General features: G+C 47.0%; 28 protein-coding genes. 25 read left to right on the top strand and 3 right to left on the bottom strand.

Going from position 1 to position 26,082, the window contains the following annotated elements; genetic code table 11:
* Nucleotides 1-20: 20 nt before the first annotated feature.
* Complete coding sequence (locus QUD54_RS08895) at nt 21-2,435, bottom strand: heavy metal translocating P-type ATPase (RefSeq protein ID WP_286336377.1); 2,415 nt, start codon at nt 2,433-2,435, stop codon at nt 21-23.
* A gap of 296 nt (nt 2,436-2,731) precedes the next feature.
* On the opposite strand from QUD54_RS08895, the gene QUD54_RS08890 reads away from it, so the two are divergent.
* From QUD54_RS08890 to QUD54_RS08835, 12 genes are all read left to right on the top strand, one after another.
* On the top strand, nt 2,732-2,947 hold the full coding sequence (locus tag QUD54_RS08890; RefSeq protein ID WP_286338035.1) for a nucleotidyltransferase family protein: 216 nt from the start codon (nt 2,732-2,734) through the stop codon (nt 2,945-2,947).
* A 225-nt stretch (nt 2,948-3,172) separates the two neighbouring features.
* Complete coding sequence (gmd, locus tag QUD54_RS08885) at nt 3,173-4,324, top strand: GDP-mannose 4,6-dehydratase (RefSeq protein ID WP_286336376.1); 1,152 nt, start codon at nt 3,173-3,175, stop codon at nt 4,322-4,324.
* A 100-nt stretch (nt 4,325-4,424) separates the two neighbouring features.
* On the top strand, nt 4,425-4,664 hold the full coding sequence (gene relB, locus QUD54_RS08880) for a type II toxin-antitoxin system RelB family antitoxin (RefSeq protein WP_286336375.1): 240 nt from the start codon (nt 4,425-4,427) through the stop codon (nt 4,662-4,664).
* A complete protein-coding gene (locus QUD54_RS08875) occupies nt 4,665-4,925 on the top strand; it encodes a type II toxin-antitoxin system RelE family toxin (RefSeq protein ID WP_286336374.1) in 261 nt (86 codons plus the stop codon). It abuts the gene before it with no gap.
* A gap of 15 nt (nt 4,926-4,940) precedes the next feature.
* Nucleotides 4,941-5,225: a type II toxin-antitoxin system CcdA family antitoxin gene (locus tag QUD54_RS08870; RefSeq protein WP_286336373.1), complete on the top strand. Its 285-nt coding sequence runs from the start codon at nt 4,941-4,943 to the stop codon at nt 5,223-5,225.
* Between the two features lie 241 nt (nt 5,226-5,466).
* Entirely contained in the window at nt 5,467-5,835 is a 369-nt protein-coding gene (locus tag QUD54_RS08865) for a four helix bundle protein (protein WP_286336372.1), read from the top strand.
* Between the two features lie 19 nt (nt 5,836-5,854).
* Nucleotides 5,855-7,066 carry a GDP-L-fucose synthase family protein gene (locus QUD54_RS08860; protein WP_286338034.1) on the top strand — a complete coding sequence of 404 codons (1,212 nt, stop codon included), beginning with the start codon at nt 5,855-5,857 and terminating at the stop codon, nt 7,064-7,066.
* A 428-nt stretch (nt 7,067-7,494) separates the two neighbouring features.
* Nucleotides 7,495-8,421: a polysaccharide pyruvyl transferase family protein gene (locus QUD54_RS08855; protein ID WP_286336371.1), complete on the top strand. Its 927-nt coding sequence runs from the start codon at nt 7,495-7,497 to the stop codon at nt 8,419-8,421.
* Nucleotides 8,421-9,518, top strand: coding sequence for a hypothetical protein (locus QUD54_RS08850; protein ID WP_286336370.1), 1,098 nt, complete (start codon nt 8,421-8,423; stop codon nt 9,516-9,518). The genes QUD54_RS08855 and QUD54_RS08850 overlap by 1 nt, the downstream gene beginning before the upstream one ends.
* A complete protein-coding gene (locus QUD54_RS08845) occupies nt 9,509-10,336 on the top strand; it encodes a glycosyltransferase family 2 protein (protein ID WP_286336369.1) in 828 nt (275 codons plus the stop codon). Before QUD54_RS08850 ends, QUD54_RS08845 begins: the two co-directional genes overlap by 10 nt.
* Nucleotides 10,333-11,343 carry a hypothetical protein gene (locus QUD54_RS08840; protein ID WP_286336368.1) on the top strand — a complete coding sequence of 337 codons (1,011 nt, stop codon included), beginning with the start codon at nt 10,333-10,335 and terminating at the stop codon, nt 11,341-11,343. The genes QUD54_RS08845 and QUD54_RS08840 overlap by 4 nt, the downstream gene beginning before the upstream one ends.
* Before the next feature lie 19 nt (nt 11,344-11,362).
* Nucleotides 11,363-12,181 (top strand): glycosyltransferase, encoded by an 819-nt coding sequence (locus QUD54_RS08835; protein ID WP_286336367.1) that lies wholly within the window; start codon nt 11,363-11,365, stop codon nt 12,179-12,181.
* 8 nt (nt 12,182-12,189) lie between these two features.
* Here QUD54_RS08835 and QUD54_RS08830 read toward each other — a convergent pair whose 3' ends face one another.
* Nucleotides 12,190-13,116, bottom strand: coding sequence for a sugar transferase (locus QUD54_RS08830; RefSeq protein ID WP_286336366.1), 927 nt, complete (start codon nt 13,114-13,116; stop codon nt 12,190-12,192).
* Between the two features lie 160 nt (nt 13,117-13,276).
* Between QUD54_RS08830 and QUD54_RS08825 the strand changes: the two genes are divergently transcribed.
* From QUD54_RS08825 to QUD54_RS08800, 6 genes are all read left to right on the top strand, one after another.
* Complete coding sequence (locus QUD54_RS08825; RefSeq protein ID WP_286336365.1) at nt 13,277-13,741, top strand: GDP-mannose mannosyl hydrolase; 465 nt, start codon at nt 13,277-13,279, stop codon at nt 13,739-13,741.
* The gene (locus tag QUD54_RS08820) at nt 13,738-15,177 is read left to right on the top strand and encodes a mannose-1-phosphate guanylyltransferase/mannose-6-phosphate isomerase (protein ID WP_286336364.1); all 1,440 of its coding nucleotides are present in this window, start codon (nt 13,738-13,740) and stop codon (nt 15,175-15,177) included. Before QUD54_RS08825 ends, QUD54_RS08820 begins: the two co-directional genes overlap by 4 nt.
* Before the next feature lie 152 nt (nt 15,178-15,329).
* A complete protein-coding gene (locus QUD54_RS08815) occupies nt 15,330-15,485 on the top strand; it encodes a hypothetical protein (RefSeq protein ID WP_286336363.1) in 156 nt (51 codons plus the stop codon).
* A 169-nt stretch (nt 15,486-15,654) separates the two neighbouring features.
* Complete coding sequence (locus QUD54_RS08810; protein WP_286336362.1) at nt 15,655-18,384, top strand: SLBB domain-containing protein; 2,730 nt, start codon at nt 15,655-15,657, stop codon at nt 18,382-18,384.
* Entirely contained in the window at nt 18,384-19,358 is a 975-nt protein-coding gene (locus QUD54_RS08805; protein ID WP_286336361.1) for a Wzz/FepE/Etk N-terminal domain-containing protein, read from the top strand. The genes QUD54_RS08810 and QUD54_RS08805 overlap by 1 nt, the downstream gene beginning before the upstream one ends.
* Nucleotides 19,355-20,752, top strand: coding sequence for a capsule assembly Wzi family protein (locus tag QUD54_RS08800; protein WP_286336360.1), 1,398 nt, complete (start codon nt 19,355-19,357; stop codon nt 20,750-20,752). The genes QUD54_RS08805 and QUD54_RS08800 overlap by 4 nt, the downstream gene beginning before the upstream one ends.
* 25 nt (nt 20,753-20,777) lie before the next feature.
* Here the strand turns inward: QUD54_RS08800 and QUD54_RS08795 are convergent, their stop codons facing one another.
* A complete protein-coding gene (locus QUD54_RS08795) occupies nt 20,778-21,290 on the bottom strand; it encodes a phosphatase PAP2 family protein (RefSeq protein ID WP_286336359.1) in 513 nt (170 codons plus the stop codon).
* 48 nt (nt 21,291-21,338) lie between these two features.
* On the opposite strand from QUD54_RS08795, the gene QUD54_RS08790 reads away from it, so the two are divergent.
* From QUD54_RS08790 to relB (QUD54_RS08760), 7 genes are all read left to right on the top strand, one after another.
* Nucleotides 21,339-21,569, top strand: a complete 231-nt coding sequence (locus QUD54_RS08790; RefSeq protein ID WP_286336358.1) for a hypothetical protein — start codon at nt 21,339-21,341, stop codon at nt 21,567-21,569.
* A 124-nt stretch (nt 21,570-21,693) separates the two neighbouring features.
* Nucleotides 21,694-22,713 carry a UDP-glucose 4-epimerase GalE gene (gene galE / locus QUD54_RS08785; protein WP_286336357.1) on the top strand — a complete coding sequence of 340 codons (1,020 nt, stop codon included), beginning with the start codon at nt 21,694-21,696 and terminating at the stop codon, nt 22,711-22,713.
* A 35-nt stretch (nt 22,714-22,748) separates the two neighbouring features.
* Nucleotides 22,749-23,141, top strand: a complete 393-nt coding sequence (locus tag QUD54_RS08780) for a hypothetical protein (protein WP_286336356.1) — start codon at nt 22,749-22,751, stop codon at nt 23,139-23,141.
* A 121-nt stretch (nt 23,142-23,262) separates the two neighbouring features.
* Complete coding sequence (gene rho, locus QUD54_RS08775; RefSeq protein WP_286336355.1) at nt 23,263-24,591, top strand: transcription termination factor Rho; 1,329 nt, start codon at nt 23,263-23,265, stop codon at nt 24,589-24,591.
* A gap of 57 nt (nt 24,592-24,648) precedes the next feature.
* A complete protein-coding gene (locus QUD54_RS08770) occupies nt 24,649-25,008 on the top strand; it encodes a four helix bundle protein (RefSeq protein WP_286336354.1) in 360 nt (119 codons plus the stop codon).
* A 6-nt stretch (nt 25,009-25,014) separates the two neighbouring features.
* Complete coding sequence (gene murI, locus QUD54_RS08765) at nt 25,015-25,803, top strand: glutamate racemase (RefSeq protein WP_286336353.1); 789 nt, start codon at nt 25,015-25,017, stop codon at nt 25,801-25,803.
* Nucleotides 25,804-25,829: 26 nt separating this feature from the next.
* Nucleotides 25,830-26,039: a type II toxin-antitoxin system RelB family antitoxin gene (gene relB, locus QUD54_RS08760; RefSeq protein ID WP_286336352.1), complete on the top strand. Its 210-nt coding sequence runs from the start codon at nt 25,830-25,832 to the stop codon at nt 26,037-26,039.
* Nucleotides 26,040-26,082 lie beyond the last annotated feature (43 nt).

Here is a 26,082-nt window from a genome sequence, read left to right as displayed (position 1 = left end):
TTTCTCTTTATTATACCACGCTACTTCGTTTTGAAAGCCGACTTGATGCGCATCGAGTTACCCACGACCATCAAAGAGCTCAGACTCATCGAAAGCGCCGCCACGAGCGGAATGACATACCCTGCCACCGCCAGGGGGATCGTAATGGAGTTGTAGATGACCGAAAGGGCGAGGTTCTGCTTGACGAACTTGTAGGTTCGACGGCTAATCAGAAAGGCGTCGCGCAGCGAAGTGATGCGGTCGTCCAAAAGCACCACGTCGCTCACCTCGAGCGCCACATCCGAGCCGCTTCCCATCGCGATGGCGATATCGCTCTTGGAGAGTGCCAGCGCATCGTTGATGCCATCCCCCGCCATGACGACGACATGCCCCTCGGCGTGCAGAATATCGATCTCTTTGGCTTTCTCCTCCGGGAAAAGCCCCGCTTTGAAGTGCGGTACCCCCACCTCTTCAGCGACCCTCGCCGCCGCCTTTTCGTTGTCACCGGTCAGCATAACGATGTCGATACCGAGTTTCCGGATCTGCTCGATCGCCTCTTTCGCCCCCTGTTTGGGCAGGTCACGCAGTTCGAACCGCGCCACGGCTTTTCCATCCACAGCGAAGTAGAAGAGCGTGTACTCGCTCTCCTCGTCGACGTCGATGCCGAACTCCTGCATCATTTTCGCGTTGCCGCCCAGCAACGTATGCCCTTCGAACTCCGCCGTTATACCGCGTGCCTGCACCTGTTTCACCTTTTGCAGCGGCACCTCTTCGAGCCTCTCGTGGTGTTCGTTCAGATAGCGTACGATCCCCTGGCTCACCGGGTGGATGGAGCTTTTGGCCAGCGCATAGAGCCAGTTCGGATCGTACTCGCCGTATGCTTCGTAACTCACCACATGCGGCTTTCCTTCGGTGATCGTCCCCGTTTTGTCGAGTACCAGCACATCCGCTTTCGCCATCGTTTCGATGTAGGCCGCTTCTTTGAAAAGGACGCCGCGCCGCGCCGCGAGGTTGATGCCGATGAGTGTCGCCACCGGCGTCGCCAGCCCTAGTGCACACGGACAGGCGATAACGATGACCGAAATGGCCACGACAAGCGCACGCTCGAACTCACCCGTCATCCAGAACCAACCTACGAAGGTCAACAAAGCGATAGAGAGAATCGTCAGCGAAAAGTAGCCCGAAATCTCGTTCGCCAGCCGCTCGATTTTCGGCTTTTTGGTCAGCGACTCCTCCAGCAGCCCCACCAGCGTCGTCAGCATCGAGGAGCCGTAATCTTTGGTCGCTTCATAGCGCACCACCCCGTCGATCGCCACGCTTCCGCTGACGATCTCGTCGCCCGGACGCTTGTAGATGGGTTCGCTCTCGCCCGTCAGTGAACTCTCGTCGAAACTCCCCTCACCGGCCACGACCACGCCGTCGATCGCCACTTTCTCGCCCGGACGCACCTCGATGATGTCGCCCGGTTTCACCTCCTCGACCGGCACCATCACCTTCTCATCGTTCTCGATGACCATAATCTCGGTCGGCAATGCGTTGGAGAGCGCATCCATCGTGTCGGCTGCCCGCTTCTTGCTCAAAACTTCCAGGTACTTGCCCGCCAGCACGAAGGTGATGATCATCGTCACCGAGTCGAAGTAGACTTCACCCTTGCCCGTGATCATCGCCCAGAGCGAATAGATGTATGCCAGCGACGCGCCCGAGGCCACCAGCAGATCCATGTTGACAAAGCGGTTCTTCAGGCCGAACCACGCCCCGCGGAAAAAGACCCATCCGCTGTAAAAGAGCGTCGGCGTCGCCAACACCCACTCGGCCACGTTGAGCACCGCCTTCACATCCGAACGCATCCCGGTAAACATCCCCGTGTACTGCGCCACCGCGATCCACATGATGTTCATCGTGGCGAAAATCGCCACCAAAAGCCGGCTGTAGTAGTCTCGCCGCGCCTTGTTGGCCCGCTCCTCCTGCAACTTCGGATCGTACGGGTAGGCGTTGTAGCCGATGGCGCGGATCTTCTCGATGATCTGCGAAAGCTTGATGGCTTCCGGGTCCCACACCACATGCGCCTTGTTCGTCGTGTAATTGATGGTCGCTTCGACGACTCCCGGCGTCTGGTGCAACACCTTCTCGTTCAGCCAGACACACGCCGCACAGTGGATCCCCTCGATAATCAGGAAGATCTCGTAAAGCCCGTCGCTCCGTTCGACGATGTACTTCTTCCTGAACCCTTCGAGATCGAACTTATGCAGATCGTCGGAGAGCTCTTTGGGCGGCTCGAGCCGGTTTTTTCCGAGCTTGTCGTAAAAGGTGTCGAGGCCTTCGGAGCGTAAAAGGTGGTAAACGCCCTGACACCCTTTGCAGCAGAAATAGCGAATCTCGCCATTCTCCTCTTCCTCGGTAATCATCACCGATTCGTCAAACTCCAGATGGCAGTGTGTGCACGGTACTTTGGCCAAAACGAACCTTCCAAATTTTTGACACAATTATAGCCAAACCGAAAATTTTCATGCCAGTTTATCTCTCACGAGCATTCAAGCCGTACGCATCCGGCTACCGAAGCGAAAAAGATAATTTTCATGGATTTGTAAAATAGAGGCCAACCTCTCTTTATCTTCCTTCAGTGGGGATATCAAGGTTTTTAGATATAAAAAATAGACAAACATTGCCAAAGGAATGAGATGACAAAGGCAGATTTTCAAACTTCTTAAAAACACATCAGGATGAACTCAAAGAAAAATACAGCCTTGTCAAAATCGGTCTTTTTGGTTCTTACGCAAAAGGGTGCGCTACCGAGGAAAGCGATATCGATCTTTATGCAGAATTTGAAAATAAAAAATTTAGAAATATTGCCGGTGCATGGAACTATTTGGAAGAGGCTTTCGGAAAAAAAGTCGATCTTTTTTATCTGCATAAAAACATGAGGCCTTCTTTAAAAGAAAATATTGAAAAAGAAGTGATCTATGGATAAAAAGAGCAGTCGGTCACCTACTATCAGCCAGCAACCCGCTTTTAAAGCGATCAAGTTATTGTTATCAGACGACCCACTCCCCATCGTGCAGTTTAAAAGCTGTCATGAAAAAACAACGGCATAAGTCATTTTTTAACCTATATTACTTTTTTAACTCTTCCTTATTATCTTTTGGATAAAATTCGCTTTATTCTTCACTGACGTTACACAAAGGCTTTATGACACATGGAACAGAAAGTAGCACTGATCACCGGTATCACAGGACAGGACGGCTCCTATCTCGCAGAATTTCTGCTTAAAAAAGGGTATGTGGTCCACGGCATCAAACGCCGCGCCTCACTCTTCAATACCGACCGCATCGACCATCTCTACCAGGACCCGCATGTCGAAAACAGAAACTTCATTCTTCATTACGGAGACATGACCGACAGCATGAACCTCACGCGCATCATCCAGGAAGTGCAACCCGACGAGATCTACAACCTCGCTGCCATGAGCCATGTCGCCGTCAGTTTCGAAATGCCAGAGTATGTGGCCAACGCCGACGGCACAGGAACACTCCGCATCCTCGAAGCGGTCCGCCTTCTGGGACTGACCGAAAAGACACGTGTCTACCAGGCTTCCACTTCCGAGCTCTACGGCAAAGTACAGGAGATTCCCCAAACCGAAAAGACGCCATTCTACCCGCGTTCACCCTATGCCGTCGCCAAGATGTACGCCTACTGGATCACCGTCAACTACCGCGAAGCCTACAATATGTTCGCCTGCAACGGCATCCTCTTCAATCACGAATCCCCGGTACGCGGCGAAACCTTCGTCACACGCAAGATCACCCGCGCCGCCGCCAAGATCGCACTGGGCCTTCAAGAGAAACTCTACCTCGGAAACCTCGACGCCAAACGCGACTGGGGCCACGCCAAAGACTATGTCCGCATGATGTGGATGATTTTACAGGCCAACGAACCGGAAGACTGGGTCATCGCTACCGGAACGACCACCTCCGTCCGCGACTTCGTCAAAATGGCATTCGGCTATCTTGGCATTGAACTCGCATTCAAAGGCACCGGTGTCGAAGAAGTCGGTTTCGTCGAAAACATCGACATGAAACGCGCCAACGAAGTGATTCAAAATTCAACATTCAACATTCAAAATTTACTCGGGCGAGAAATCGTCGCCGTCGACCCGCGCTACTTCCGCCCGACCGAAGTCGACCTGCTCATCGGCGACCCGACCAAAGCGAAAGAGAAACTGGGCTGGGTACCAGAACACACCCTTAACGATCTGGTCGACGAGATGATGGAAAGCGACCTGAAGCTGATGAAAAAGGACGAGTACCTCAAAAACGGCGGCTATACGATCATGAATTACTTCGAGTGATTCATGATCGAATGTTAAATGTTAAATTTTGAATTTTGAATGGAACAGCTCGATGAGTGACAATTATATGGTACAATTGTCCATATAAAAGGATGGACAAATGAACCGATACATTAACGTAAAAAAAATGAGCATTACCCTCGATACAAACGTTGCGGAAGAGTTGAACACCCTGGCTCTGGAGCTTGGAGAGAAAAAAAGTCATCTCATCGAAAAAGCGTTGACCCACTATTTCGATCTTCTCGACGAAAAAGTGGCCGACAAACGTCTCAAAGAGCTGGAGGAGGGAAAAGTACGCACCACGCCTGCCGAAGAGGTTTGGAAAGAACTCGGTCTGTAGATGTACACCATCGAGTTTCTCCCCGCAGCCCAAAAAGAGCTGAAACAGTTGGATTTCACCGTCCAAAAACAGTTGAAAGCGAAAATGATTTTACTGGCGGAAAACCCTGAACGGTTAAAAAACAATATCAAACCGCTGAAAGGAAAATTTGCCGGAAAATTCAGACTTCGCGTGCGGGAGTACCGGATCGTCTTCCAAATCATAGAAGCGAAAGTACTTATCCTCATCGTCCGCATCGGACATAGAAAAGAGATCTACTGAATCCGAGAAACATTTATGATGGCATGGCCAAACGAAAAAGCGTTTCGTTCGAATGAAAATATGATAAAATATGGTATTACACCGAACAAGGAGAGCGGTATGATGCGCATCACGACGATTACGCTCGAAGCGTCGTCGACAAACACGCATTGTGAAACTGCATCCATCTCCCATCTATCGGATACCCAAAAAGAGAAGCGCCGAAAGGAGTGGCTCAAAAGCGACCAATCTGCCATAGAAGCGTACAACCGACATATCGAAACGAACGGTCTCTTCGGCGAAGAGTACAGGACCTTTTAGTCGAAAAGTACTTGCATCGTTTCGACATAATGATAAATTTTGAATTTTGAATGGATAACGATTTCATAGCCAAAATGCCCATCGCCAGGAAAAGTAAAATGGAAAAAAATTCAGCACTTAACATTCAACAGCAAGCAGAAAGCTGAACTGGTGAAAATTTTTCACCGCCGGCGGCCATACGATTATGAACTACTTTGAGTGATTGATGGTTATCGGTTATTGGTGTATTGGGAGATGAACGATGGAACTTGGAAAACTTGAAGTGTATCGACTGGCTTTGAAACTCAGCGGTGAGATTTGGCTCGTTTACGAAAAACTTCCAAAACAGTTACAGTTTGGCATTGGAGATCAGTCGGTGCGCTCTATCGATTCGATCGGTGCGAACATCGCCGAAGGCTACGGAAGGTTTCATTACAAAGACAGCATGAAGTTTTACTACTATGCCAGAGGTTCTCTTTGGGAATCGAAACATTGGCTTTATCTGCTTGCAAACAGAAACCTGATGGAAAAAGCCCGATATGAAAAAATGATGGATGATATCAACCTATTGGGTAAAAAACTCAATAACTTCATTGAAAGCATTAAAAAAAAGGTACAAAATGGCCAATAACCAATACATCAATACACCAATGACCAAAGAGAGCAAAATCTTCGTCGCCGGCGGCACAGGGCTGGTTGGCAGCGCCATCGTCAAAAACCTACTGGAAAAAGGCTACACCAACATCGTCGCCAACTACCACAACCGCCCCCCAATAACCAATAACCAATATGCCAATAAACCCATCATAAACTGGACAAAGCTCGACCTCATGGACCCCATCGCCGTCAAAGAGTTTTTCGAAAAAGAGCGACCGGAGTTCGTATTTCTGGCGGCAGCCAAAGTGGGCGGCATCGTGGCGAACAACACCTACCGCGCCGACTTCATCTACCAAAATCTCCAAATTCAGAACAACGTCATCCATCAAAGCTACCTGAACGGCGTCAAAAAGTTGATGTTTCTCGGCTCCACCTGCATCTACCCCAAAAACTGCCCGCAGCCGATGAAAGAGGAGTACCTGCTCACCGGTGAGCTAGAGTATACGAACGAACCCTACGCCATCGCCAAGATCGCCGGCATCAAGATGTGCGAAAGTTACAACCTCCAGTACGGCACCAACTACATCTCCGTCATGCCCACCAACCTCTACGGCCCCAACGACAACTTCGACCTGGAAAAGAGCCACGTCTTGCCGGCACTCATCCGAAAGATCCACCTCGGCAAAGCCCTCGAAGAAAACGACTGGGAAACCATACGAAAAGACCTGAACAACCTCCCCATCGAAGGCGTCACCGGCGAAGCAAGCGAAGATGAAATAAAATCGATTCTCAATAAATACGGCATTTCATTCAACATTCAAAATTCAACGTTCAAAATTGATCCTGACTCCGTCAGGATCGAAATTTGGGGCTCCGGCAAACCGATGCGAGAATTCCTCTGGAGCGAAGACATGGCCGACGCCTGCGTCTTTCTCATGGAAAAGATCGATTTCGAAGATATAGTAAAAGAGCAATTCAACATTCAACATTCAAAATTCAAAATTAATGAGTTTTCGAACGAAGTTCGAAACACTCATATAAACATCGGTACAGGCAAAGATATCTCCATCAAAGATCTCGCTCATCTCATCAAAGAGATTGTAGGCTTCCAAGGAGAGTTCGTTTTCAACACAGAAAAACCTGACGGTACGATGAAAAAGCTGACTGACCCGTCGAAGCTGCATAGTCTTGGATGGAAGCATAAAATCGAACTTGATAAAGGTATTAAAAAAATATATAATTGGTATAAGGGAAAAGAAATTTAAGAACTTGAAATCAAGAGGAGATTTTGATATTCAAGCATATTCATATTATCTTTTTTTAACTCCTCTTTATGACATATTGGATAAAATTCGTTTAATCTTTAAAAGAAAAATATTCCATCTAAAGTTACGCTTCAAAAATCCAAGGAAAAGAAAATAATGAAAATCGCTATTGCAAGAACCGGTTACGTCGGCCTTTCCAACGGAATACTACTAAATTTGTTTCTTAATAAAACAAAAGCCAGAATCTCATAAAAGTACCATTAAGTACATTAATAAACATACGGTCGAAAAGTACTGCATACTAATAACCATGTTATAAGCTATAAAAGAAATTCGTATAGAAAATACTCAAATATCAAAAATATTAGTAAATACATAAATATATCCAAAAATAAAAAAATACGCATTACATCTATTAAGGAATTTATATGAAAGATTGCTTTTTATTAGGTTATCATGGACTAGGAAACATAGGTGATGACTTAATGGCAAAAAGTTTTCTTATTGAGAAGAAGTCTTTTTATAACAAAATATATACAGGTAAACTTTTGTATCCTTTTCAAGGAGTAAAATCTTTAAATGGATTAAGAAAACTAATATATATGTTTCTAGCTGATGATTTAGTTACAACTGGGGGAAATATTTTTTCATATGAACGAAAAAAATCTATTTTTAAAATAATTTTTATATACATGTTATTTCTTTTTAGAAAAAAGATTGGTAAAACAAACATTATTGATTCAATTGGATTGGATTTAGAAATAGATAAAAGATTGCGAAAAATTATTATAAAAACGTTTCTTTTAGCAGATCACATTAGCCTAAGAGACAATTTTTCTTACAGATATTTAAGATATTGTTTTTTTTATTTGAAAATTGAAAAAAATATTACTATGCAACCAGATAGGGTTATAAGATCTAAAACTGCTTTGTTAAAACAATACAATACTTATTTAAAATGTTCAGAAAAAGAATTTTTTATTTGGTTCATTTCCCAACCAGCCGCAAAAAAAAATAAGTATTCTTTACAAATCACAAAAGATTTTATTATAAATAATAATATTTTTAAAAAAACACAAAAAGGAATTTTATTTTGTCAAGGTAACGAAGATATATTGAGGGCAAATCAAATAAGACAAATACTCGAACCCAATATTAAATGTGATATAATAAATTACTCTTGTAATGAAGACATTGAAAATTTATTATCGATTCTCCCATGTTCCAAATTTGTTGTTACAGAAAGGTACCATGGAGCCTTACTTGCTGAGATATATGAAAAAAGCTGGTACAAACTACCTTTTACAGAAAAACTTGACAGAGTATCTCCTTCAATTTTCTTAAAATCAAACTAATGAAGTTTTTTGCTATAAGTTTTTTATTTTCTATATCATTCAGTTTTATTAGGCTCAAACTATCTACGATTTTAGATGACTCGGATTATGCCTTTATCGTAGTAGTTTGGAGTATGGCTATGTTGATAGCATCACAACTTCTTGGTGGATTTCCTAGGCTTTATCCAAAATATTATAAAAATAATAATATTATTTTATTAGATAAATTCAGTATCACAATAAGTTTAGGTTTTCTTCTATATATTTTATATTATCAAAATTATTTCATTGAACTAATTATCGTTACTTGTTTTTTAACAACATACGAATATTTATCCTATTCATCTTTAATTCATAAAACATTGAAAAATTTAATATTATCTGAATCCTCACATCTTTTCGTTCTTGTAATATTAATGATCCTATCATTATATGACTTTGATATAAAATTATCAATATTTTTCACTTATGGAATAATGACAACAATAGTATTTTTTTTGATTCCTTTTCCTAAAATACAATTAAATAAAAATAAAATAAAAAATCTAACAAGAACTAAATTATCTTTTTTTCTCTCACAAGCAAATACACTGCTCTTGTTACCAATTTTATATATGCTTTTCTCAACCTCTTATGTAGCCGAGTTTGCCTTGTTGTTATATATCGTCAGCCTTCCTTCTTCCGTAAATCAATTAGCTATTAACAGAATTTTTTATTCAAAAGATTATATTTCTGATATTAAGGCAATATTGCTTATAGTTACAATTATATGTTTTTTTGAATCCATTGTTCTTGAGTTATTTTTGCATTCGAAATATGCCGAATTTTTCATAAAAAAAGGTTTTAACGTAGGATTTGGTTATATATTCATATATATTTTAGCAAAAGGCTTTTATACATCATCATTTGTATTTACTAGAATAAAATTTGATGTAAAAATTGATATGCTAGTTCAGGAAATAACTAGAATTTTATTTTTAATTTTAGTCATTCTAATAGCATTTTTACTTAATTTTCGGCCAGAGCAATTGCTTTTGGCTATAACCGTACCCATTCTGACAGGAGGGATTATTAATTATTTAATGATTATCAAGGAGGAAAATAAAAAATGGAAATAGCTGTCTGTATCTTAACATTAAATGAAGAAAACAATATAAGTTCATGTATAAAGGCCTGTAAAGAAGAAGGATTTGAGGAAATACACGTAATAGATTCTGGTAGCACTGATAAAACGTTAGAACTGGCAACAAAACTAGGAGCTCAAACATACACATTTATACAGGAGAATAAATACTCCGCAGCACTTCAAAGAAATTGGACCATTGAAAATATAGTTACAAAAGCTAATTGGTTACTATTTATTGATGCTGACGAAGAACCTATTTCTGGATTTAAAGAAGAATTATTAAAATGTTTGCACTCAAATATTGATGCGGATGTCATAATGATACCCTTATTGTATAACCTCCACGGCAAAAAAATAAAATCTATGGGGTATCCAAATTGGCATGATAGGGTTGTCAAAAAAAACGTTAGATTTTCTGCTGCAGTTGGAGAATATGTAAATTCTAAAAATCGTAAAAAATGCAAAGGAGCGGTTCTAGATCATTATTTTAATTCCAATGGCATGAAAAGATTTGTTGAAAAACAAGCTAGATATGCAGATTTTATTGGAGAAGTTACTGCAAAATTTTTAGATGGTGAGCAAAGTGAGTATTTTGAAAAAGTTGGCGCAATGGGAAAAACAAAACGTATCGTTGCAAAATTAGGGCTGTTAAGGCCTTTTTTAAGATTTATTTATTTATATGTCTTCAGAGGTGGTATTTTAGAAGGTCGTGCTGGTTTTATTGTTGCGTGCTATATGTCAATATTTGAATTTTTATCTGCTGTTGCAACAATAGAGTATGAAAGAAAAAAAAATAATTTAAAATTATGATTGCAAATAAAAATTTTATTATAATATTTAATATTACAGTATGTCTATTATTCAGTATATTTTTTATTTTATTTACTTTAGAAGTAAATTATCAACATTTAATTGATCCTATTTACTACGTTGAAGCGACTATTAATTCAAAAACATTACATGATGCTTTCGTCGCATCTGAAAGATGGTCTAGTGATATATTTTTTATATTTTTATCATTTTTTCTAAATAAAATTTCTTCAGATTTTTATATTTTATCATTTCTATTTGTTATATTCTTATATTTTATTTTTGTTATTTCAATATTAAAATATCGGAAAAGCAGTTTTTTTATTTTTCTTTTAATACTTGAAGTAACTTCAGCATCTTTTTGGGGATTATTTTTTAATATATGGAGGCAAGGATATTTTACATTTATTTTTTTACTTTTCTTGGTTTATGACGCACGAATATTCATTTATTTAAGCAGCTTATTTCATATAATTTCATCTGCTCTAATGTTAGTTAGCTATCAAACAATAAAAAATATTATCAATGGTAAATTTTTTATTCTTTTTTTTCTTTTTTTCTTTTTTTCTTTTTTTCTTTTTTTCTTTTTCAAAGATTTTTTAAACAATACTTTAGAAATTTTAGAAATTTATGCACGAACAACACAGAAAATGGCTGCAATAAGAGTTTTGTATGGATTTATAGCATTAGGGAGTTCAATAATTATTGTTTTTACTTTCTTCAAGTTTGAAAGCACACCTGTAAAAAATATTATTTATAGTAACTTATTTATAGTTAATGTTTCTATACTATTTATTTCAACTCTTTTATTGTTCTTTGCTCCCGCTGCTTCATCTCGATATATGCATTTTTTCTTTATTTTTTTCCCTTTTTTATTAGCTGAACTTTATGCAATTGGTTCGAAAAAAATAAAATTTTTTATTATTGGCTTTTCAATGATCAATTCTATGATTTCATTATATGGATTGGAAAAATCGACTACATGGGCAAATATTATTACAAATTAAATGAAATAAAAGGTTGACGATGAATTTAAATTTATCCGTATTATTATCAATTTACCATAAAGAAAAACCAGAATATTTCGATCGTGCGATGCAGTCCATATGGGATGAACAAAGCATTAAACCAAACCAGATCGTTTTGGTCAAAGACGGCCCATTGACACAGGAGCTGGAAGATGCGATCTCTTACTGGAAAGAGAAGCTAAAGGGTGTGCTGGACATAATCACCCTGGAGGAGAATGTCGGGCTAGGGGATGCGTTGAATATCGGGCTTCAACAATGCAAATACGATCTCGTCGCCAGAATGGATACGGATGATATTTCAACCTCCGACCGTTTCAAAGAACAACTGGCGGTTTTTGAAAAGAAAGATATCGATATTTGCAGCAGCTGGGTAGCTGAATTTGACAAAGATGAAAGTACTACCGTTTCCTTCAGAAAAGTGCCTGAAAGCGACGAGGAAATAAGACATTTTGCAAAAAAGAGAAATCCATTAAACCATCCGGCTGTAATGTACAGAAAGAGCAAGGTTGTCGAGGCCGGCGGATATCAAAAAATGATGTGGTTCGAAGATTACTACCTTTGGAGTAAAATGATTCTTCATGGCGCAAAATTTTACAATATTCAAGAACCTCTCGTTCACATGAGAGCCGGATACGGACAGCTGGAAAGACGAAGTGGTATGAAATATGCTTTAAGTGAAATAGAGTTTCAAAAAAAACTCTTGAACATGGGGTTTATCGATAAAGGAGAATTTATCCGCAATGTATCGTTGCGTTTTATTTCGAGAATTTTGCCAAAACGACTTGTCAAAATCATCTATACAAAACTTCGAACATAAACAAGTGTTTAAATACCCTTTTTACCGATAACCGTCATCGCCGTCATCCAAACTATCTTTAATTCAAGTATGATATTCCAATATTTGATGTAGTAAAGGTCGTACATCAGTTTCTGCTTGGCATCTTCGTGATGGGAGCCATAAGGGTACATGACCTGTGCCCAACCGGTGACTCCCGGTTTTACCAAGTGCCGTTCGTTGTAGTAAGGGATGATCTTTTCAAACTGATCGGTCCAGTACTTTCGTTCGGGCCTGGGGCCGATAAGGTGCATTTCACCTTTTAAAATATTCCACATTTGCGGGAGTTCATCGAGCCTGGTCTTTCGCATGACGGCTCCCCACTCGAAAATCCTCGGGTCGTCTTTGCTGGCGAACTTTGGCGTCCCTTTTTCCGCATCGGGAACCATGCTGCGAAATTTGATACATTCGAACTCTTTACCACCGAACCCAACGCGCTTCTGTTTAAAAAAGATGGGGCCGTCGGGCGACTCTTTTTTTATGCGGTAAGCCGAGTAGAGCATGAAAGGCCAGGAGAAGAAAAAAAGCCAGAAGATCCCGAAAAAGTCGACGGCTCTTTTTTGGAAGTACTGCCACGGAGTGTAGGGTTTGATGTTTTCGAGATAGGTCAGATCGGTACGATCTTCGGAGATGAAACACTTATGAAGGTAGCTTTCCAAAAAGTGTTCGATGGAAACGAATGAAACCCCTTTCAGTTCCAGGTTTGTCAGGTAAGCTATGAGCCTGTTTGGGGTCGGAGCTTTCGTGTTTAGAACGATCAGCTTTGGCCCGTTGCCATCTAACGCTTTTTCAATCTTTCCGATAATCTCTTCTACATCACCGTTACGATATTTGATATACTCGATTTTGGAAAATTTTTTCGCCAGTCTCTTTCTTTCCAGTTCGGTAAGAATATACTTTTCACCAAGAATGATCACTAATTTTTCCCTTTTTCAATGCATTGCGTGATTATAATCTTTTTATAATAAAGCTTCATTTAATTTATTATTTGGCAAATAGACAGATTTGTAAATGATCGTTAAACTAAAAATACGAACGGTATTTAATTATCTTTTAAAGGAATGAAAGAGGAATACGATGTTTTTAGAAAAATCCAATTTTGAATGCGTCATCAGGTTCGCTCCGCTCGTTTCCATCGACCTTGTCGTGAAAAATAGGAAAGGGGAGATTTTGCTGGGCCTGCGGAAAAACGAACCCGCCAAAGGTCTCTGGTTCGTCCCCGGCGGCCGCATCTTCAAAGATGAAACCATCGACAACGCATTTAAACGCATAAGCGAAAACGAACTTGGCATAGAATATAATATCAGTCAATCAAAATTTCTCGGTCTCTATGAACATTTTTACGACAACAATGCCTTCAACGACGACTTTTCGACTCACTACATCGTGATGGGTTTCGAGATATCGCTCGAAGATGTCCCCAAGGGGATGAAAGCGCAGCACGAGGCGTACCGGTGGTTCGATGTCGAAACGTTGCTGGCAGACCCCATGGTGCACCGATATACGAAAAACTACTTCCTCGACGGGAAAGGAATACGATGACCAACATCATTCTATGCGGCGGAAGCGGCACGAGACTCTGGCCCATCAGCAGGACATTGATGCCAAAACAGTTCGTCAAACTTTTCAATGACAAATCGCTTTTTCAGCTGACCGTGGAGCGCAATGCCAAAGCATGTGACCACCAGTTCATCGTCTCGAATGCCGAGCAGTACTTTCTGGCTCTCGACCAGCTCGAAGAACCGGGTATTCATTCAACATTCAACATTCAACATTCAACATTCCTACTCGAACCGGTAGGACGCAACACGGCACCTGCCATCGCCCTGGCATGCCTGAACATCGATGCGGAGGAGATCGTTCTGGTCACACCGTCGGACCACCTCATCAAAAACGAAACAGCCTATCTCGAAGCGGTATCCACTGCGAAGCTTGCCGCCGAAGAGGGAAACCTTGTCACTTTCGGCATCGAACCGACCTATCCGGAAACGGGGTTTGGGTATATCGAGGCAAAGTCTCGAGATAGTGAGAAGTTAGAAGTGGGAAGTGGGAAGTTTTCTGTACTCGATGTTCGAAAATTTCATGAGAAACCCAATGCCGAAACGGCGCAAAAATATCTAGATGCGGGAAACTACTACTGGAACAGTGGCATGTTCTGTTTTAAAGCCGGCCTCTTTCTGGATGAGCTGAAAAAGTACGCGCCCGAGATTTACGAAGCGTGCCTCGAGGCGTATGAAAACGAACAGGAGATTACCCAAGGGCAGCTGCGCATACGACATGAAGATATGATGGCGATTCCCGACGAAAGCATCGACTACGCGGTGATGGAGAAGAGCGATAAGGTCAAGGTGATCCCCTGCGACATCGGCTGGAGCGACCTGGGAAGTTTCGACGCCCTCTACGATGAGCTGGAGAAAGATGAAAACGGCAACACTCTCAACGACAACCACATCTCTTTGGATTCGAAAAACAACCTCGTCATCGCCGACGACAGAACCATCGCCACGATCGACGTGGAAGGCCTGATGATCGTCGACACGGGAGACGCGCTGCTGGTTTCGAAAAAAGGAAGCTCTCAGAAAGTCAAAGAGGTCGTCAAGCATTTGAAAGAGAAAGGCTCGGAACTGCCGAAGATTCACCTGACCGCCCACCGTCCATGGGGAACTTACACGGTACTGGAAGACACCCCTGGCTACAAGATCAAGCGTATCGTCGTGAAACCGGGCAAACGCCTGAGCCTGCAAAAGCACTACCATCGAAACGAACACTGGATCGTCGTAAGCGGTACGGCTACGGTGACGGTGGGCAACGAAACCAAACTGATACGCCCCAACGAGTCGACCTACATCAAGATGGGTGAAGTCCACCGCCTCGCCAACGAAGGGAAGATACCCGTCGTACTCATCGAGGCGCAGGTAGGGGAGTATACGGGTGAAGACGACATCGTCCGTCTCGACGACGATTTCAAACGCAACTGACATTTTCACTTGACTTACCGCAGGTTTTCGAGTTGGAGTATGATTAATATACCTTCAATTACATATCCATTGTATAACCCGAACAAAAGTCTCGCCAATCAAGAAAATATAGAATCGACTTCGTAGATGCAGAAAAAACGAGGAGAAGCACTATGATGAAGCGAGATGAAAATAGAGCTATTGCCCTCAGTGAATTCGATGAAAAGTTCGATAAAGGTGAAGATATCAGTAAATATCTCGATTTTTTGCGAGTGGAAGCGTACCTGACCAGTGAGAGAAGAGTGAAAGATCGGCATAGACGAATCTAGGAACTCGATTTTTCACAAGATATTTCCGGAAGCCACCATATCGGGTAAAAACGTTTTTAAAACTCTTTACTGTATAATCTTTCCCAATTTTGTTTTGCAAAAAAATCTTTATAACGGTTTTTTGCACCCCTCTTCCGAGCAACCGGCAATTTTAAGGAGACTTCATTTTATGAGAATTTTCTGGCTACTACTTATGATCTTCTCGGTTCTCGCGGCCGAGATCCCAAAAAGCGCTCTCGACACGCTTCGAGCCAATCCCGCCCTGCTCGACACACCACAGGGCCAGGTGATGCTGAGAAAGTACGGCCTGAGCAAAGAGGATGCGAAAGCGCTGCTGCAACAAAGCGGGAGTGCGGCCCAGCGTGTCGAAAGCGCCGCGATCACGCAGGAGATCGACACGACGGTGACGGAAACCGCCCAAACACCCACCATCATAAAAGTGGAAACGAAAGGTACGCGAAAGAACCCCCTCGCCTACATCGGCGGCGATGCGCTGATAAAAAAGGTGATGAAGCTTCAACAAAAACCGCTCGAAGCCAAAGGGCTGCCCCATTTCGGCTTCAACTTTTTCGCCAATGCCAATACCTTCGACCCCACGATTCTTCCAACACCCGACTACTACGTCCTGACACCGGGTGACGAGCTGATCGTCCAGGTCTACGGCTCGACCAACAAAACCTACTCGCTTCCCATCGACAACAACGGGGAGATCATGATCCCCGTCATCGGGCCGAGACATGTGGGAGGAAGAGAGTTCGGCGAGGTCAAGAAAGAGCTCGCCGTCACGATCGAAAAGTCGTTTCCCGGCATCGAGGCGACCGTCAACATCCAGAAATTCTCGACGATCCAGGTGATCCTGACGGGAGAGGCGAAAGCCCCCGGCATCTACAACCTCCCCTCCCTTTCGACGGTCCAGACGCTTCTCGTGCAGGCACATGGCGTTTTGCCGACCGGAAGCCTGCGAAACATCGAGATCTACCGTAACGGCAAACGCATCGACAGGGTCGACCTCTACGCGCTTCTGACCGGCAAACCCGAACGGGAGACGCTACTGCGTTCCGGTGATATCGTCCATGTCGCCAAAGCCGGAAGCGAAGTGGCCGTCTATGGAGAGATCAAAAAGCCGGCCATCTATGAGCTGAAAAAGGGTGAGAAGAGCGACAGACTGCTGATTTACGCAGGCGGGCTGACTCCCAAAGCGGGACGCGACGCCATCGTCGTCAAACGCTACGACACCCACCGCGCCCTCAAGACCTACCGCCTCACTCTCGACGCTTTCAAGCGTTTTAGCCTGAAAGACGGAGACGAAGTCTGCATCTACCCACTCGACAGTGCGAAAAAAGAGAATGTCTACCTCTTCGGCAACGTCGTCAAACCGGGCCCCCGCGCCTTGCAAAAAGCGGGAATGACGCTGCATACCCTGCTTCGCCGTGAAGCACCCGAAGCGTTCGGCCAGCTCTTCCTGCCCGACACCTACTTCAGATACGCCTACATCAAACGGCGTCTGCCCAACCTGAAAGAGCGCATCATAGGGTTCGACCCGATGAAGGTCTATGCGGGGGAAAGCGACATCGCCCTGCACAAAGAGGACGAAATCTACTTCCTCAACCGCTACGACGTCATGGAGAGCCCCTACATTACCGTCGACGGACAGGTTCTCAAACCGGGACTCTACCGCTATATCGACGGCATGAAACTCAGCGACCTCGTCCATGCCGCGGGCATCAGGCGCCTCGCCGACGAGAATGTGCAGATCACCACCTATGCTACGCCGGACCATCTGCCAAAAACCGTGGTCGTGAACATGAAAAAGCACCCCGGCTATCCGCTTCATGCTTATGACGAAGTCTACCTGTTCGACTACTACAAAACCCACCAAAAAGCGGCCGTAACCGTTGGCGGAGAAGTCGTGAAACCAGGTGAATACGCCATAGGGAAAGAGACGACGTTGCGGGAGATCATAAGCATCGCGGGTGGCCTGACCGAACGCGCCTCGAAAAGAGGAGAGATCGTCCGCTACTACGTCGAAAACGACGAGCGCAAACGAAAAATCGTCCCTTTCCGACTCGATGACGAAGCGCTGGACAGGCCGCTGGAGAACCACGACATCGTGACGGTCTTCCGCATTCCGAACTGGAGCGAGCAGATGCGCGTCACTCTCAAAGGGGAAGTGAAATACCCGGGAACCTACATCGTCAAAGAGGGTGAAACACTCGCCGACGTTATCGAACGGGCCGGCGGCTTTACGGAGGACGCGTTCATCGATGGCGCAGTCTTCACGCGCGAGAGCGTGAAAAGGATGCAGCGTGAACAGTTGATGAAGGCACTGAACCGCTTGAAGAAAAAAGCGATGATCGTCTCGGCACAGCCCTCCGACTTCGGCACGGGCCAGATGGCGCCACAGGACCTTTTGACGAGTATCGACGCCGTCATCGAGCAGGCGAAAGAGGCGCAGCCCATTGGCCGGATCACCATCGACCTCGAAAAAGACCCTGAAAAGCTCAGAAAAAGCGACAGTAACATCGTCCTCAAAAATGGCGACACCCTCTACATCCCAACCAAAAACGATACGGTGACGGTCCTCGGTGAAGTGCTCAACCCGACGGCGATGGTCTACAAAAAGTCTATGAGCCCGTGGGACTACATCGAGCGCGCGGGGGGCCTCAGCGACAACGCCAACGAAGATTCCATCTACATCGTCCACGCCAACGGAGAGGCGGAGAGACTCGACGACGGTATGTTCGTCATCGATACCCCGGAAATTCGTCCGGGCGATACCATCGTCGCACCGATTCTCATCAAAACGACGTCGAACCTGCAGATCGCCAAAGATGCCACGCAGATCATCTATCAGACGGCTGTGAGCATCGCGGCTCTCAGCGGCATAGGGGCGCTTTGATGCAAGAGAACACAACGATGCCCCAACAGCCCTACTATGTGATGCCTCCCGAATGTGCGGAAGAGGACGAGATCGACCTGCGCGAACTCTTCGCCACGATCGGCCGCTATAAAGGAAAGATTGCGCTTTTCACTTTCGTCGTGGTTTCCCTGGTGCTGGCCTACCTTCTCGCGACACCCAACAGCTACAGCTCCAAAGCGGTCCTGGCACCGCAGGAGCAGCAAAAAGGGGTCTCGCTCGGGGGCGGACTCGGGGCACTGGCCGGCATGGCGGGCATCTCCCTTGGCGGCGGCCAGATGGATGCCTTCACTTCGCTCAAGACGATTCTGGAAGATTACGACTTCCAGAAGTATGTCATAGAAAAACACAACCTCATCGACCGATGGTACGACGAGAACCTAACCAAAGGGTATGTCTTCGCACTGGGTTACGACGGCCTTTTCAAACTCTTTCACTCCAAACCGGAGTATGCGCACGACGAGAAGACACTCTTTCAAGTTTACAAAGCGCTCAAAGGGAGTGTCAGCATCTCCTCCGACAAAAAGAGCGGTGCCATCACGCTCAGTGCCAGCCACCCCAACCGCTTCTTCGCCCGCGATCTCGTGCTGATCTACCTCGACGAAGCGGTGAACCGGCTGAGAGAGAACGAGATGCTCGATGTCGACAAGAAGATCGCCTACTACGAAAAGGCGCTCGAAAGTACAAACAACGTTCAGCTGAGAGAGCAGCTGAGCCAGATGATCTCTTCGCTCATCCAGAAAAAAGTGCTGGCGCAGAGCAACCGCTACTACAACGTCCAGCCGCTCATCATGCCCGGCGTGGCGAACGTCATGGACAAGACGAAGCCCAAACGGGGTCTCATTCTCGTCGTGGCGTTCATCACGTCGATCATTCTGGGGATTTTCGCGGTTTTCTTTTTGGAATTTTTGAAAAACTCCAAAAACGATGAGGGTACCGCACCTCGAGCCACATGAAAAAACTCACCCTTCCGCTGCTGGCCGCCTCCCTTCTTTGGGGCGGCAATGTCGACATTCCGCTCGACTCTCCCCTCTATGCGCAGCTCGAACGCCTAAAGAGCCTCGGAGCCATCGAGGCCGCACTGCCGATGATGAAACCGTTCAACACCGACGAAGTGGAAGCACTTCTCGATTCGATGGAGGAGCCTTCCGCAATGGCGGCCAAACGGTTTTTGGAGCGGGAACTCCGGCGTTACAAACGTACGGCCGTCGTCGAAGCCGGCATCAGCGCTACCTATGCCGATAAAGAAACGGCAGTGCCCAATGCCCAGGGGCGCGTTTTGAGGGATGGGGCAAATGCCGACGCGTCGGTGCGCATGCAGATGGTAACCAGAAAACTCGGCCTCGTTTTCACACCCGGGTATCGCGACAACGCAAGCGACAGCGGCGGGCGCGTGGGCGACACCTACCTTCGCATCCCCTGGAAAAACATGAACATCACGTTGGGGCGCGAAGCGCTCTGGATGGGTGCCGGCCGCGAAGGGACCCTGCTCTTTTCTCAAAACGCGAAATCGCTCGACATAGCCCGGTTTTCGTCTCGCCGTCCGTTTCGTTTCCACCCCTACCGGCACAATATTTTGAACAAACTCTTCGGTGCGATGGACGTCGACTTCTTCGTCGGGCGCCTGCACCGCTACGACACGATCGTGAAAGAAGACGGGACGATTCACAGTGGATACCCCAAACTGATGGGGATGCAGTTCACCTTCCGGCCGTGGGACCTTTTCAGTGTCGGGATCTACCGGACCGCACTGTTCGGCGGCGGCGGGCGTGACGAGAGCTTCAGCACCTTCTGGAAAGTACTCTTCCCTTTCGGACAGAGTGAAAACACCGGCACACTGAACGAACCGGGCGACCAGAAGGGTGGTTTCAACTTCGAATGGTACATTCCAAACACCGTTCAGCCGCTGAAACTCTATGGGGAGTGGGCTGGTGAAGACGAGGCAGGAATGCTCCCCTACAAAGAGAGTTACATTGTAGGGATATTGTTTTCCGATACGGGAAACATCGAAGGCCTGCAGACGAGTTTCGAACATCTGAAAATGTACAAGGTAAAAAACCTCTGGTATCACCACCACATCTACCGCGACGGCTACACCAACGACGGGATGATCATGGGGCACTACAACGGCAGCAACGGCAGCCGCGACATCCTGCGCGTGAAGTATCTGAAAGATATCCAAAGCGACTATACCCTCGCATGGGAGCACTTCAGCGGCCTGGAAAAGAGCAGCGACACGCTGCGCTTCGGAGTCCGCTACCGGGCACAAAACAGTGTCGAATACGGCGTCGATGGCAGCGTAGGCGAGGATGCTTCATGGCTTGGAGTGAAAGTCAAATGGATCTTTTGATATAACATTCGGTTGGATAAAAGTTTCAAAACTTGAAACTCAACTCCACTCCGATACGCTTCCCTCTCGCCACGGGGCTCATCTTCCACCCTTTGTATTTCGTCGTAAAGCAGAGGGTGCTTACCGTGCCGATCAAAGCTCCGGCAACGACGTCATGGATGTAGTGGTTGTCCGACTCCACCCGACTGTAGCCGACATAAACGGCGGCGAGGTAGGCGGGCAGTGCATAATTCAAACCGTAGCGTTTATGAATGAACGCAGCGCTTTGAAAAGCGAGCGATGTATGCCCGGAGGGGAAGCTGTGATCGTCCTCTTCGTTCGGACGGGTTTCGGCCACCGTATATTTGAGCCCCAGGGTCACGGCGGCATTCGCGGCGAACCCCCGGGCGAACTGCCATCCGCCGGTGCGATCCTCCAACACGGCCGTAGAACCCGCCGCAGCCGCCGGCAGCAGCAGTGCCAGCAAATCTCCCGAACGCTCCACCGTTCCGGCGTACAGCATGCTACCCGCCGTCAAGATCATCGCTATCCGTTTCATCCGTTCCCCTGTGCATAGAACCCATCTCAAAAATCCCCATAGGCGGGAATGGCTTTCGATCGGTGCGATCACAAGGCGAAAGGCGCAGGGCATAGCCCCGAAGCTACGTTCAAGCTTTTCAACGAAGTGAAGGTGCCGATTGAGAGCCACCCCTACGGGCGGAGCGCTTTTGCCCCCTCTTTTTGTTGGTTCTCCTCGACGTGGCTTTGGCCACGCCTTCGTCGAACCGCCGCGACAGGAAGCAAAATCGCTTCCGTTACCGCCTATGGGGATTTTTGAGATGGGTTCTATTTTTCACCAACTTTAACCAACCATACACTAAAATACCCTTAGAGTTTACTAGAACCCATCTCATTCCCGCCTATGAGGATTTTTGAGATGGGTTCTACTTTAAAGGATATCTGTGAAAAGAATTTTCGTGACCGGCGGTGCCGGATACATCGGTTCCCATACCTGCGTCGAGCTTTTGAATGCAGGGTACGACGTCGTCGTTTACGACAATCTCTCCAACGCGAGCGAAGAGGCGCTGCGGAGAGTGGAGCGGATTACCGGGAAGTCCCTGGCTTTCGTGAAAGGGGATATCCGCGATGCCGAGAGACTCGAGGAGGCGATGGCCGGCTGCGACGCCGTCATCCATTTCGCCGGGCTCAAAGCGGTGGGCGAGTCGGTCGAAAAACCGCTGGAGTACTACGACAACAATGTGGGCGGTACCGTGACGCTGCTCAAAACGATGAAGAAGCTCGGTATCAAGACGATTGTCTTCAGCTCCTCGGCCACCGTCTATGGCGATCCGGACTTTCTTCCGCTGACGGAAGAGCACCCGCTACGCACCACCAACCCCTACGGCCAGACCAAGCTCGTCATCGAAGAGATTTTGCGCGACCTCTACCGTTCGGACGAGAGCTGGCGCATCAGCATCCTGCGCTACTTCAACCCCGTCGGCGCCCACGAAAGCGGGCTCATCGGCGAAGACCCGCAGGGGATCCCGAACAACCTCATGCCATTCGTTGCCCAGGTAGCCGTGGGGCGCCGCGAATACCTCAACGTCTTCGGCGGTGACTACGACACCCATGACGGTACCGGCGTACGCGACTACATCCATGTCGTCGACCTGGCGCTGGGGCATCTGAAAGCACTCGAGTCGCTCGAGTCCGCACAGTGCGAAGCGGTCAACCTCGGCACCGGCAACGGCTACAGTGTGCTCGACGTGGTCGAAGCTTTCGAAGCGGCATCGGGCAGAAAAGTCCCCTACCGCATCGTCGAGCGCCGCCCCGGAGACATCGCCGCTTGCTACGCCGACCCCTCGAAAGCGAAACGGCTTCTGAAGTGGGAAGCGACGCGGGATATGAAAAAGATGTGTGAAGATACTTGGAACTGGCAGACGAAAAATCCGGAAGGATACGGGGTGAATGTTGAATGTTGAATGTTGAATGTTGAATTTTAAATGATGAATGATGAATGATGAATGACGCGGTTTTTTTCATCGTACTTCTGATACTCTGCGAGATTTTCGAAAGCTGGTGGCAGCATGCGCCGACGTTGGGCGGGGTATTGGAGAAGGTCCGCCATTATTACCATATCGACATCTTCGTTCTGTTGCTGATGCATCCTTCGTTTTGGCTGGTGCTTTTCATCTTTCTTTACCAGGGTGGAAGAGGGACGCTTCTGAGCCTTATATTGGTCATGAAAGCGGCCGACCTCGCCTTCAAACTCTGGATGGTAAGGAAGATCGACGAAGGTGCGCTCTCGGCCGAGTTTCGAGGCATGCTCAGTGTTCCGCTTTCGCCATGGATGCCATGGATCAATGTCGTAATCTACCCTGCGCTTCTGGCGATGGCGCTTACAGGTTGACAAAAAAATCCCAAAATTGATACAATAGCCCTAACAAAACTTATCTGACACATTCTGTGCTTCGGCACTTCTACAATCCTGCCAGAATTCTGCAAAATTTCAAGTTCACAAAGAAGGAACCATGAGCGAAACCTCTACCCGTAATACCGGCAACAGCAACAACAGCAAATCCCGAACCCATATCCCCGTCGAAGGGTACAAGATCGAAGATCTTCGCCGAAAGAACCTCGAAGATCTCATCGCGATCGCCAAAGAGCTCGGCGTCGAGCATCCGAACGAACTCAAGCGCCAGGATCTGATGTTCGAGATCCTCAAGTCGCAAGTTAGCAAAGGAGGATACATCCTCTTTACCGGCATCCTCGAAATCACCAACGAAGGGTACGGATTTTTGCGCGCGATGGACGCCAACTTCTCCAACTCCAGCAACGACGCCTACGTCTCCAGTACACAGATCCGCAAATTCGCCCTGCGTAACGGGGACGTCGTCACCGGCCAGGTGCGTCCGCCCAAAGATCAGGAGCGCTATTACGCCCTGCTCAAAATCGAGGCGATCAACTACATGCCGGTGGCCGAGAGCAAGAACCGGCCGCTCTTCGACAACCTCACGCCGCTCTACCCGCAGGAGAAGCTGAAACTCGAGTACCACCCGACGAAACTGACCGGCCGCGTCCTCGACCTCTTCACGCCGATCGGAAAAGGACAGCGCGGGCTCATCGTCGCACCGCCGAGAAGCGGAAAGACGGAGCTGATGAAAGAGCTCGCCCACGGCATCACCCACAACCACCCGGAAGTCGAGCTCATCGTCCTTCTCGTCGACGAACGCCCCGAAGAGGTGACCGACATGGAGCGAAGCGTCAGAGGCGAAGTCTACAGCTCCACCTTCGATCTTCCGGCGCAAAACCACGTGCGTGTCGCGGAACTCGTCATCGAAAAGGCAAAACGCCGTGTGGAGCTCGGAAAAGATGTCGTCATTCTCCTCGACTCCATCACCCGCCTCGCACGCGCCTACAACACCGTGACACCCAGCAGCGGAAAAGTCCTCTCCGGCGGTGTCGACGCCAACGCCCTGCACAAGCCAAAACGCTTCTTCGGTGCAGCGCGTAACATCGAAAACGGCGGCAGCCTCACCATCATCGCGACCGCCCTCGTCGACACGGGAAGCCGCATGGACGAAGTGATCTTCGAAGAGTTCAAAGGTACGGGCAACAGCGAAATCGTCCTCAGCCGCAACATCGCCGACCGCCGCATCTACCCGGCTGTCGACATCATCAAGTCGGGCACGCGAAAAGAGGAGCTTCTGACCGACCCCAACACGCTGCCGAAAATCTGGGCGCTGCGCAACGCGATGCACCAGATGGACGAGGTCGAAGCACTCAAGTTCCTCTACTCGAAGATGTTGAAGACGAAGAACAACGAAGAGTTTCTTAGCATCATGAACGAAGGAGCTTAGCGCGAAGCTTACGCTTCGCGAATTGAGAATTGAGAATGGAAAATGGAGAATGATTCGATGCACAAAAATGTCGTTCTGGAGCGTTCGTTTCGTTTCTCCGTTCGTATCGTAAAACTTTACAAATATCTCAACGAGCGCTACAAAGCCTATTCCCTGGCTGACCAACTTCTACGTTCAGGGACTTCTATTGGGGCAAACGTCACAGAAGCACAGGATGCTCAAAGCAAAAAAGATTTCATTTCAAAGATTTCCATCGCATTGAAAGAGGCCAAAGAGACACGATATTGGCTACGCCTTCTCATCGAAACGGAATACCTCGACAAGTCGCATCATCATGTATCGACTCTCTTGTCCGAAGCAGAAGAACTCATCAAGCTTCTGACATCGATCACCATCACATCCAAAGAGTCACTCTAAACCGCCATGAAAAAAAAATTCTCCATTCTCCATTCTCCATTCTCCATTCGAAAACGCGCAGGCGTTTTCGACAGCGGCTCTGGTGGTTTGACTGTGGTGAAAAGCCTTCTCGAGCATCACCTGTTCGACGAGATCATCTACTATGGCGACACGGCGCGTGTTCCCTACGGGCCGAAAGATCCTGCCACGATCACCCGGTATGCGCTCGAGGCGTTGGAGTTTTTCAAAAACTTCGAGATCGATCTGATGATCACGGCTTGCAACAGTGTCAGTGCGCATGCGCTGCCCGAGCTTCGGGCCAATGCAGACTTCGATGTCTACGGGGTGATCGAACCGGGTATTCTGGCGCTTAAAAACGCGAACCTTCCAAGCGCAAGCCGTATTCTGGTGCTCGGGACGAAAGCGACGATCGGCAGCGGCCGTTACCAAAACGGCATTCGCGAGCTGGGGTTCGAAAACATCGAGGCGATCGCACCTTCACTTTTCGTACCGATCGTCGAAGAGGGGCTTTTCGAAGGGCCGGTGCTCCAAAGTGTACTCGACCACTACTTCAAAGAGGTTCGGCCACCCGACGCGATCATCCTCGGCTGCACCCATTTTCCGCTCATTGCAGACGCCATTCGCAACTATTTTCCAAACAGGCCCCTGCTCATCCACTCCGGCGAGGCGATCGCGGAGCATTTGGAAAACAACGGATGCAAACCACGCGAACAAGGGAAATCCGATCTGAAAATTTTCGCTTCGGAGAATCCGGATGGGTTGAAGCGCATCGCTGAAAAGTGGCTTTCACGTTGATTCATCATATGAAAGGGGAACGCGCAATGATTTCCGTGAGACTCGACAAAGAGATGGAAGAGAAACTTGAAAAACTGGCGAAGGAGACAAAACGTCCCATAAGTTCTCTCGTCAAGGAAGCTCTCGAAAATTATCTGGAGGATATGATCGACTATCACGAAGTGATGAAACGCAAAAACGACCCACATCGTGAATCGATCACGCTCGAAGAGATAGAAAAAGAGCTTGGCTTGTAAGATGTTCGCCGACAAAACAGAGGTCATACGGGTTCGGCATCGA

This window comes from Hydrogenimonas cancrithermarum (genome assembly GCF_030296055.1).
In the GTDB taxonomy this organism is placed as follows: Bacteria; Campylobacterota; Campylobacteria; order Campylobacterales; family Hydrogenimonadaceae; genus Hydrogenimonas; species Hydrogenimonas cancrithermarum.
Note: the sequence above shows the minus strand (reverse complement) of the source record. Positions and strands in the feature narration are given on the sequence as shown.

Bases quoted from the DNA above. Each gene is read 5' to 3' on its own strand.
- QUD54_RS08850 (WP_286336370.1), top strand. From the start codon at position 8,421: ATGAAGTTTTTTGCTATAAGTTTTTTATTTTCTATATCATTCAGTTTT.
- QUD54_RS08845 (WP_286336369.1), top strand. From the start codon at position 9,509: ATGGAAATAGCTGTCTGTATCTTAACATTAAATGAAGAAAACAATATA.
- QUD54_RS08840 (WP_286336368.1), top strand. From the start codon at position 10,333: ATGATTGCAAATAAAAATTTTATTATAATATTTAATATTACAGTATGT.
- QUD54_RS08780 (WP_286336356.1), top strand. From the start codon at position 22,749: ATGATGAATGACGCGGTTTTTTTCATCGTACTTCTGATACTCTGCGAG.
- QUD54_RS08790 (WP_286336358.1), top strand. From the start codon at position 21,339: ATGGCTTTCGATCGGTGCGATCACAAGGCGAAAGGCGCAGGGCATAGC.
- QUD54_RS08855 (WP_286336371.1), top strand. From the start codon at position 7,495: ATGAAAGATTGCTTTTTATTAGGTTATCATGGACTAGGAAACATAGGT.
- QUD54_RS08865 (WP_286336372.1), top strand. From the start codon at position 5,467: ATGGAACTTGGAAAACTTGAAGTGTATCGACTGGCTTTGAAACTCAGC.
- QUD54_RS08800 (WP_286336360.1), top strand. From the start codon at position 19,355: ATGAAAAAACTCACCCTTCCGCTGCTGGCCGCCTCCCTTCTTTGGGGC.
- QUD54_RS08795 (WP_286336359.1), bottom strand. From the start codon at position 21,290: ATGAAACGGATAGCGATGATCTTGACGGCGGGTAGCATGCTGTACGCC.
- rho (WP_286336355.1), top strand. From the start codon at position 23,263: ATGAGCGAAACCTCTACCCGTAATACCGGCAACAGCAACAACAGCAAA.
- QUD54_RS08870 (WP_286336373.1), top strand. From the start codon at position 4,941: ATGATGGCATGGCCAAACGAAAAAGCGTTTCGTTCGAATGAAAATATG.
- QUD54_RS08820 (WP_286336364.1), top strand. From the start codon at position 13,738: ATGACCAACATCATTCTATGCGGCGGAAGCGGCACGAGACTCTGGCCC.
- QUD54_RS08805 (WP_286336361.1), top strand. From the start codon at position 18,384: ATGCAAGAGAACACAACGATGCCCCAACAGCCCTACTATGTGATGCCT.
- QUD54_RS08815 (WP_286336363.1), top strand. From the start codon at position 15,330: ATGATGAAGCGAGATGAAAATAGAGCTATTGCCCTCAGTGAATTCGAT.
- QUD54_RS08860 (WP_286338034.1), top strand. From the start codon at position 5,855: ATGACCAAAGAGAGCAAAATCTTCGTCGCCGGCGGCACAGGGCTGGTT.
- QUD54_RS08810 (WP_286336362.1), top strand. From the start codon at position 15,655: ATGAGAATTTTCTGGCTACTACTTATGATCTTCTCGGTTCTCGCGGCC.
- relB (WP_286336352.1), top strand. From the start codon at position 25,830: ATGATTTCCGTGAGACTCGACAAAGAGATGGAAGAGAAACTTGAAAAA.
- relB (WP_286336375.1), top strand. From the start codon at position 4,425: ATGAACCGATACATTAACGTAAAAAAAATGAGCATTACCCTCGATACA.
- QUD54_RS08825 (WP_286336365.1), top strand. From the start codon at position 13,277: ATGTTTTTAGAAAAATCCAATTTTGAATGCGTCATCAGGTTCGCTCCG.
- QUD54_RS08835 (WP_286336367.1), top strand. From the start codon at position 11,363: ATGAATTTAAATTTATCCGTATTATTATCAATTTACCATAAAGAAAAA.
- QUD54_RS08875 (WP_286336374.1), top strand. From the start codon at position 4,665: ATGTACACCATCGAGTTTCTCCCCGCAGCCCAAAAAGAGCTGAAACAG.
- murI (WP_286336353.1), top strand. From the start codon at position 25,015: ATGAAAAAAAAATTCTCCATTCTCCATTCTCCATTCTCCATTCGAAAA.
- QUD54_RS08770 (WP_286336354.1), top strand. From the start codon at position 24,649: ATGCACAAAAATGTCGTTCTGGAGCGTTCGTTTCGTTTCTCCGTTCGT.
- gmd (WP_286336376.1), top strand. From the start codon at position 3,173: ATGGAACAGAAAGTAGCACTGATCACCGGTATCACAGGACAGGACGGC.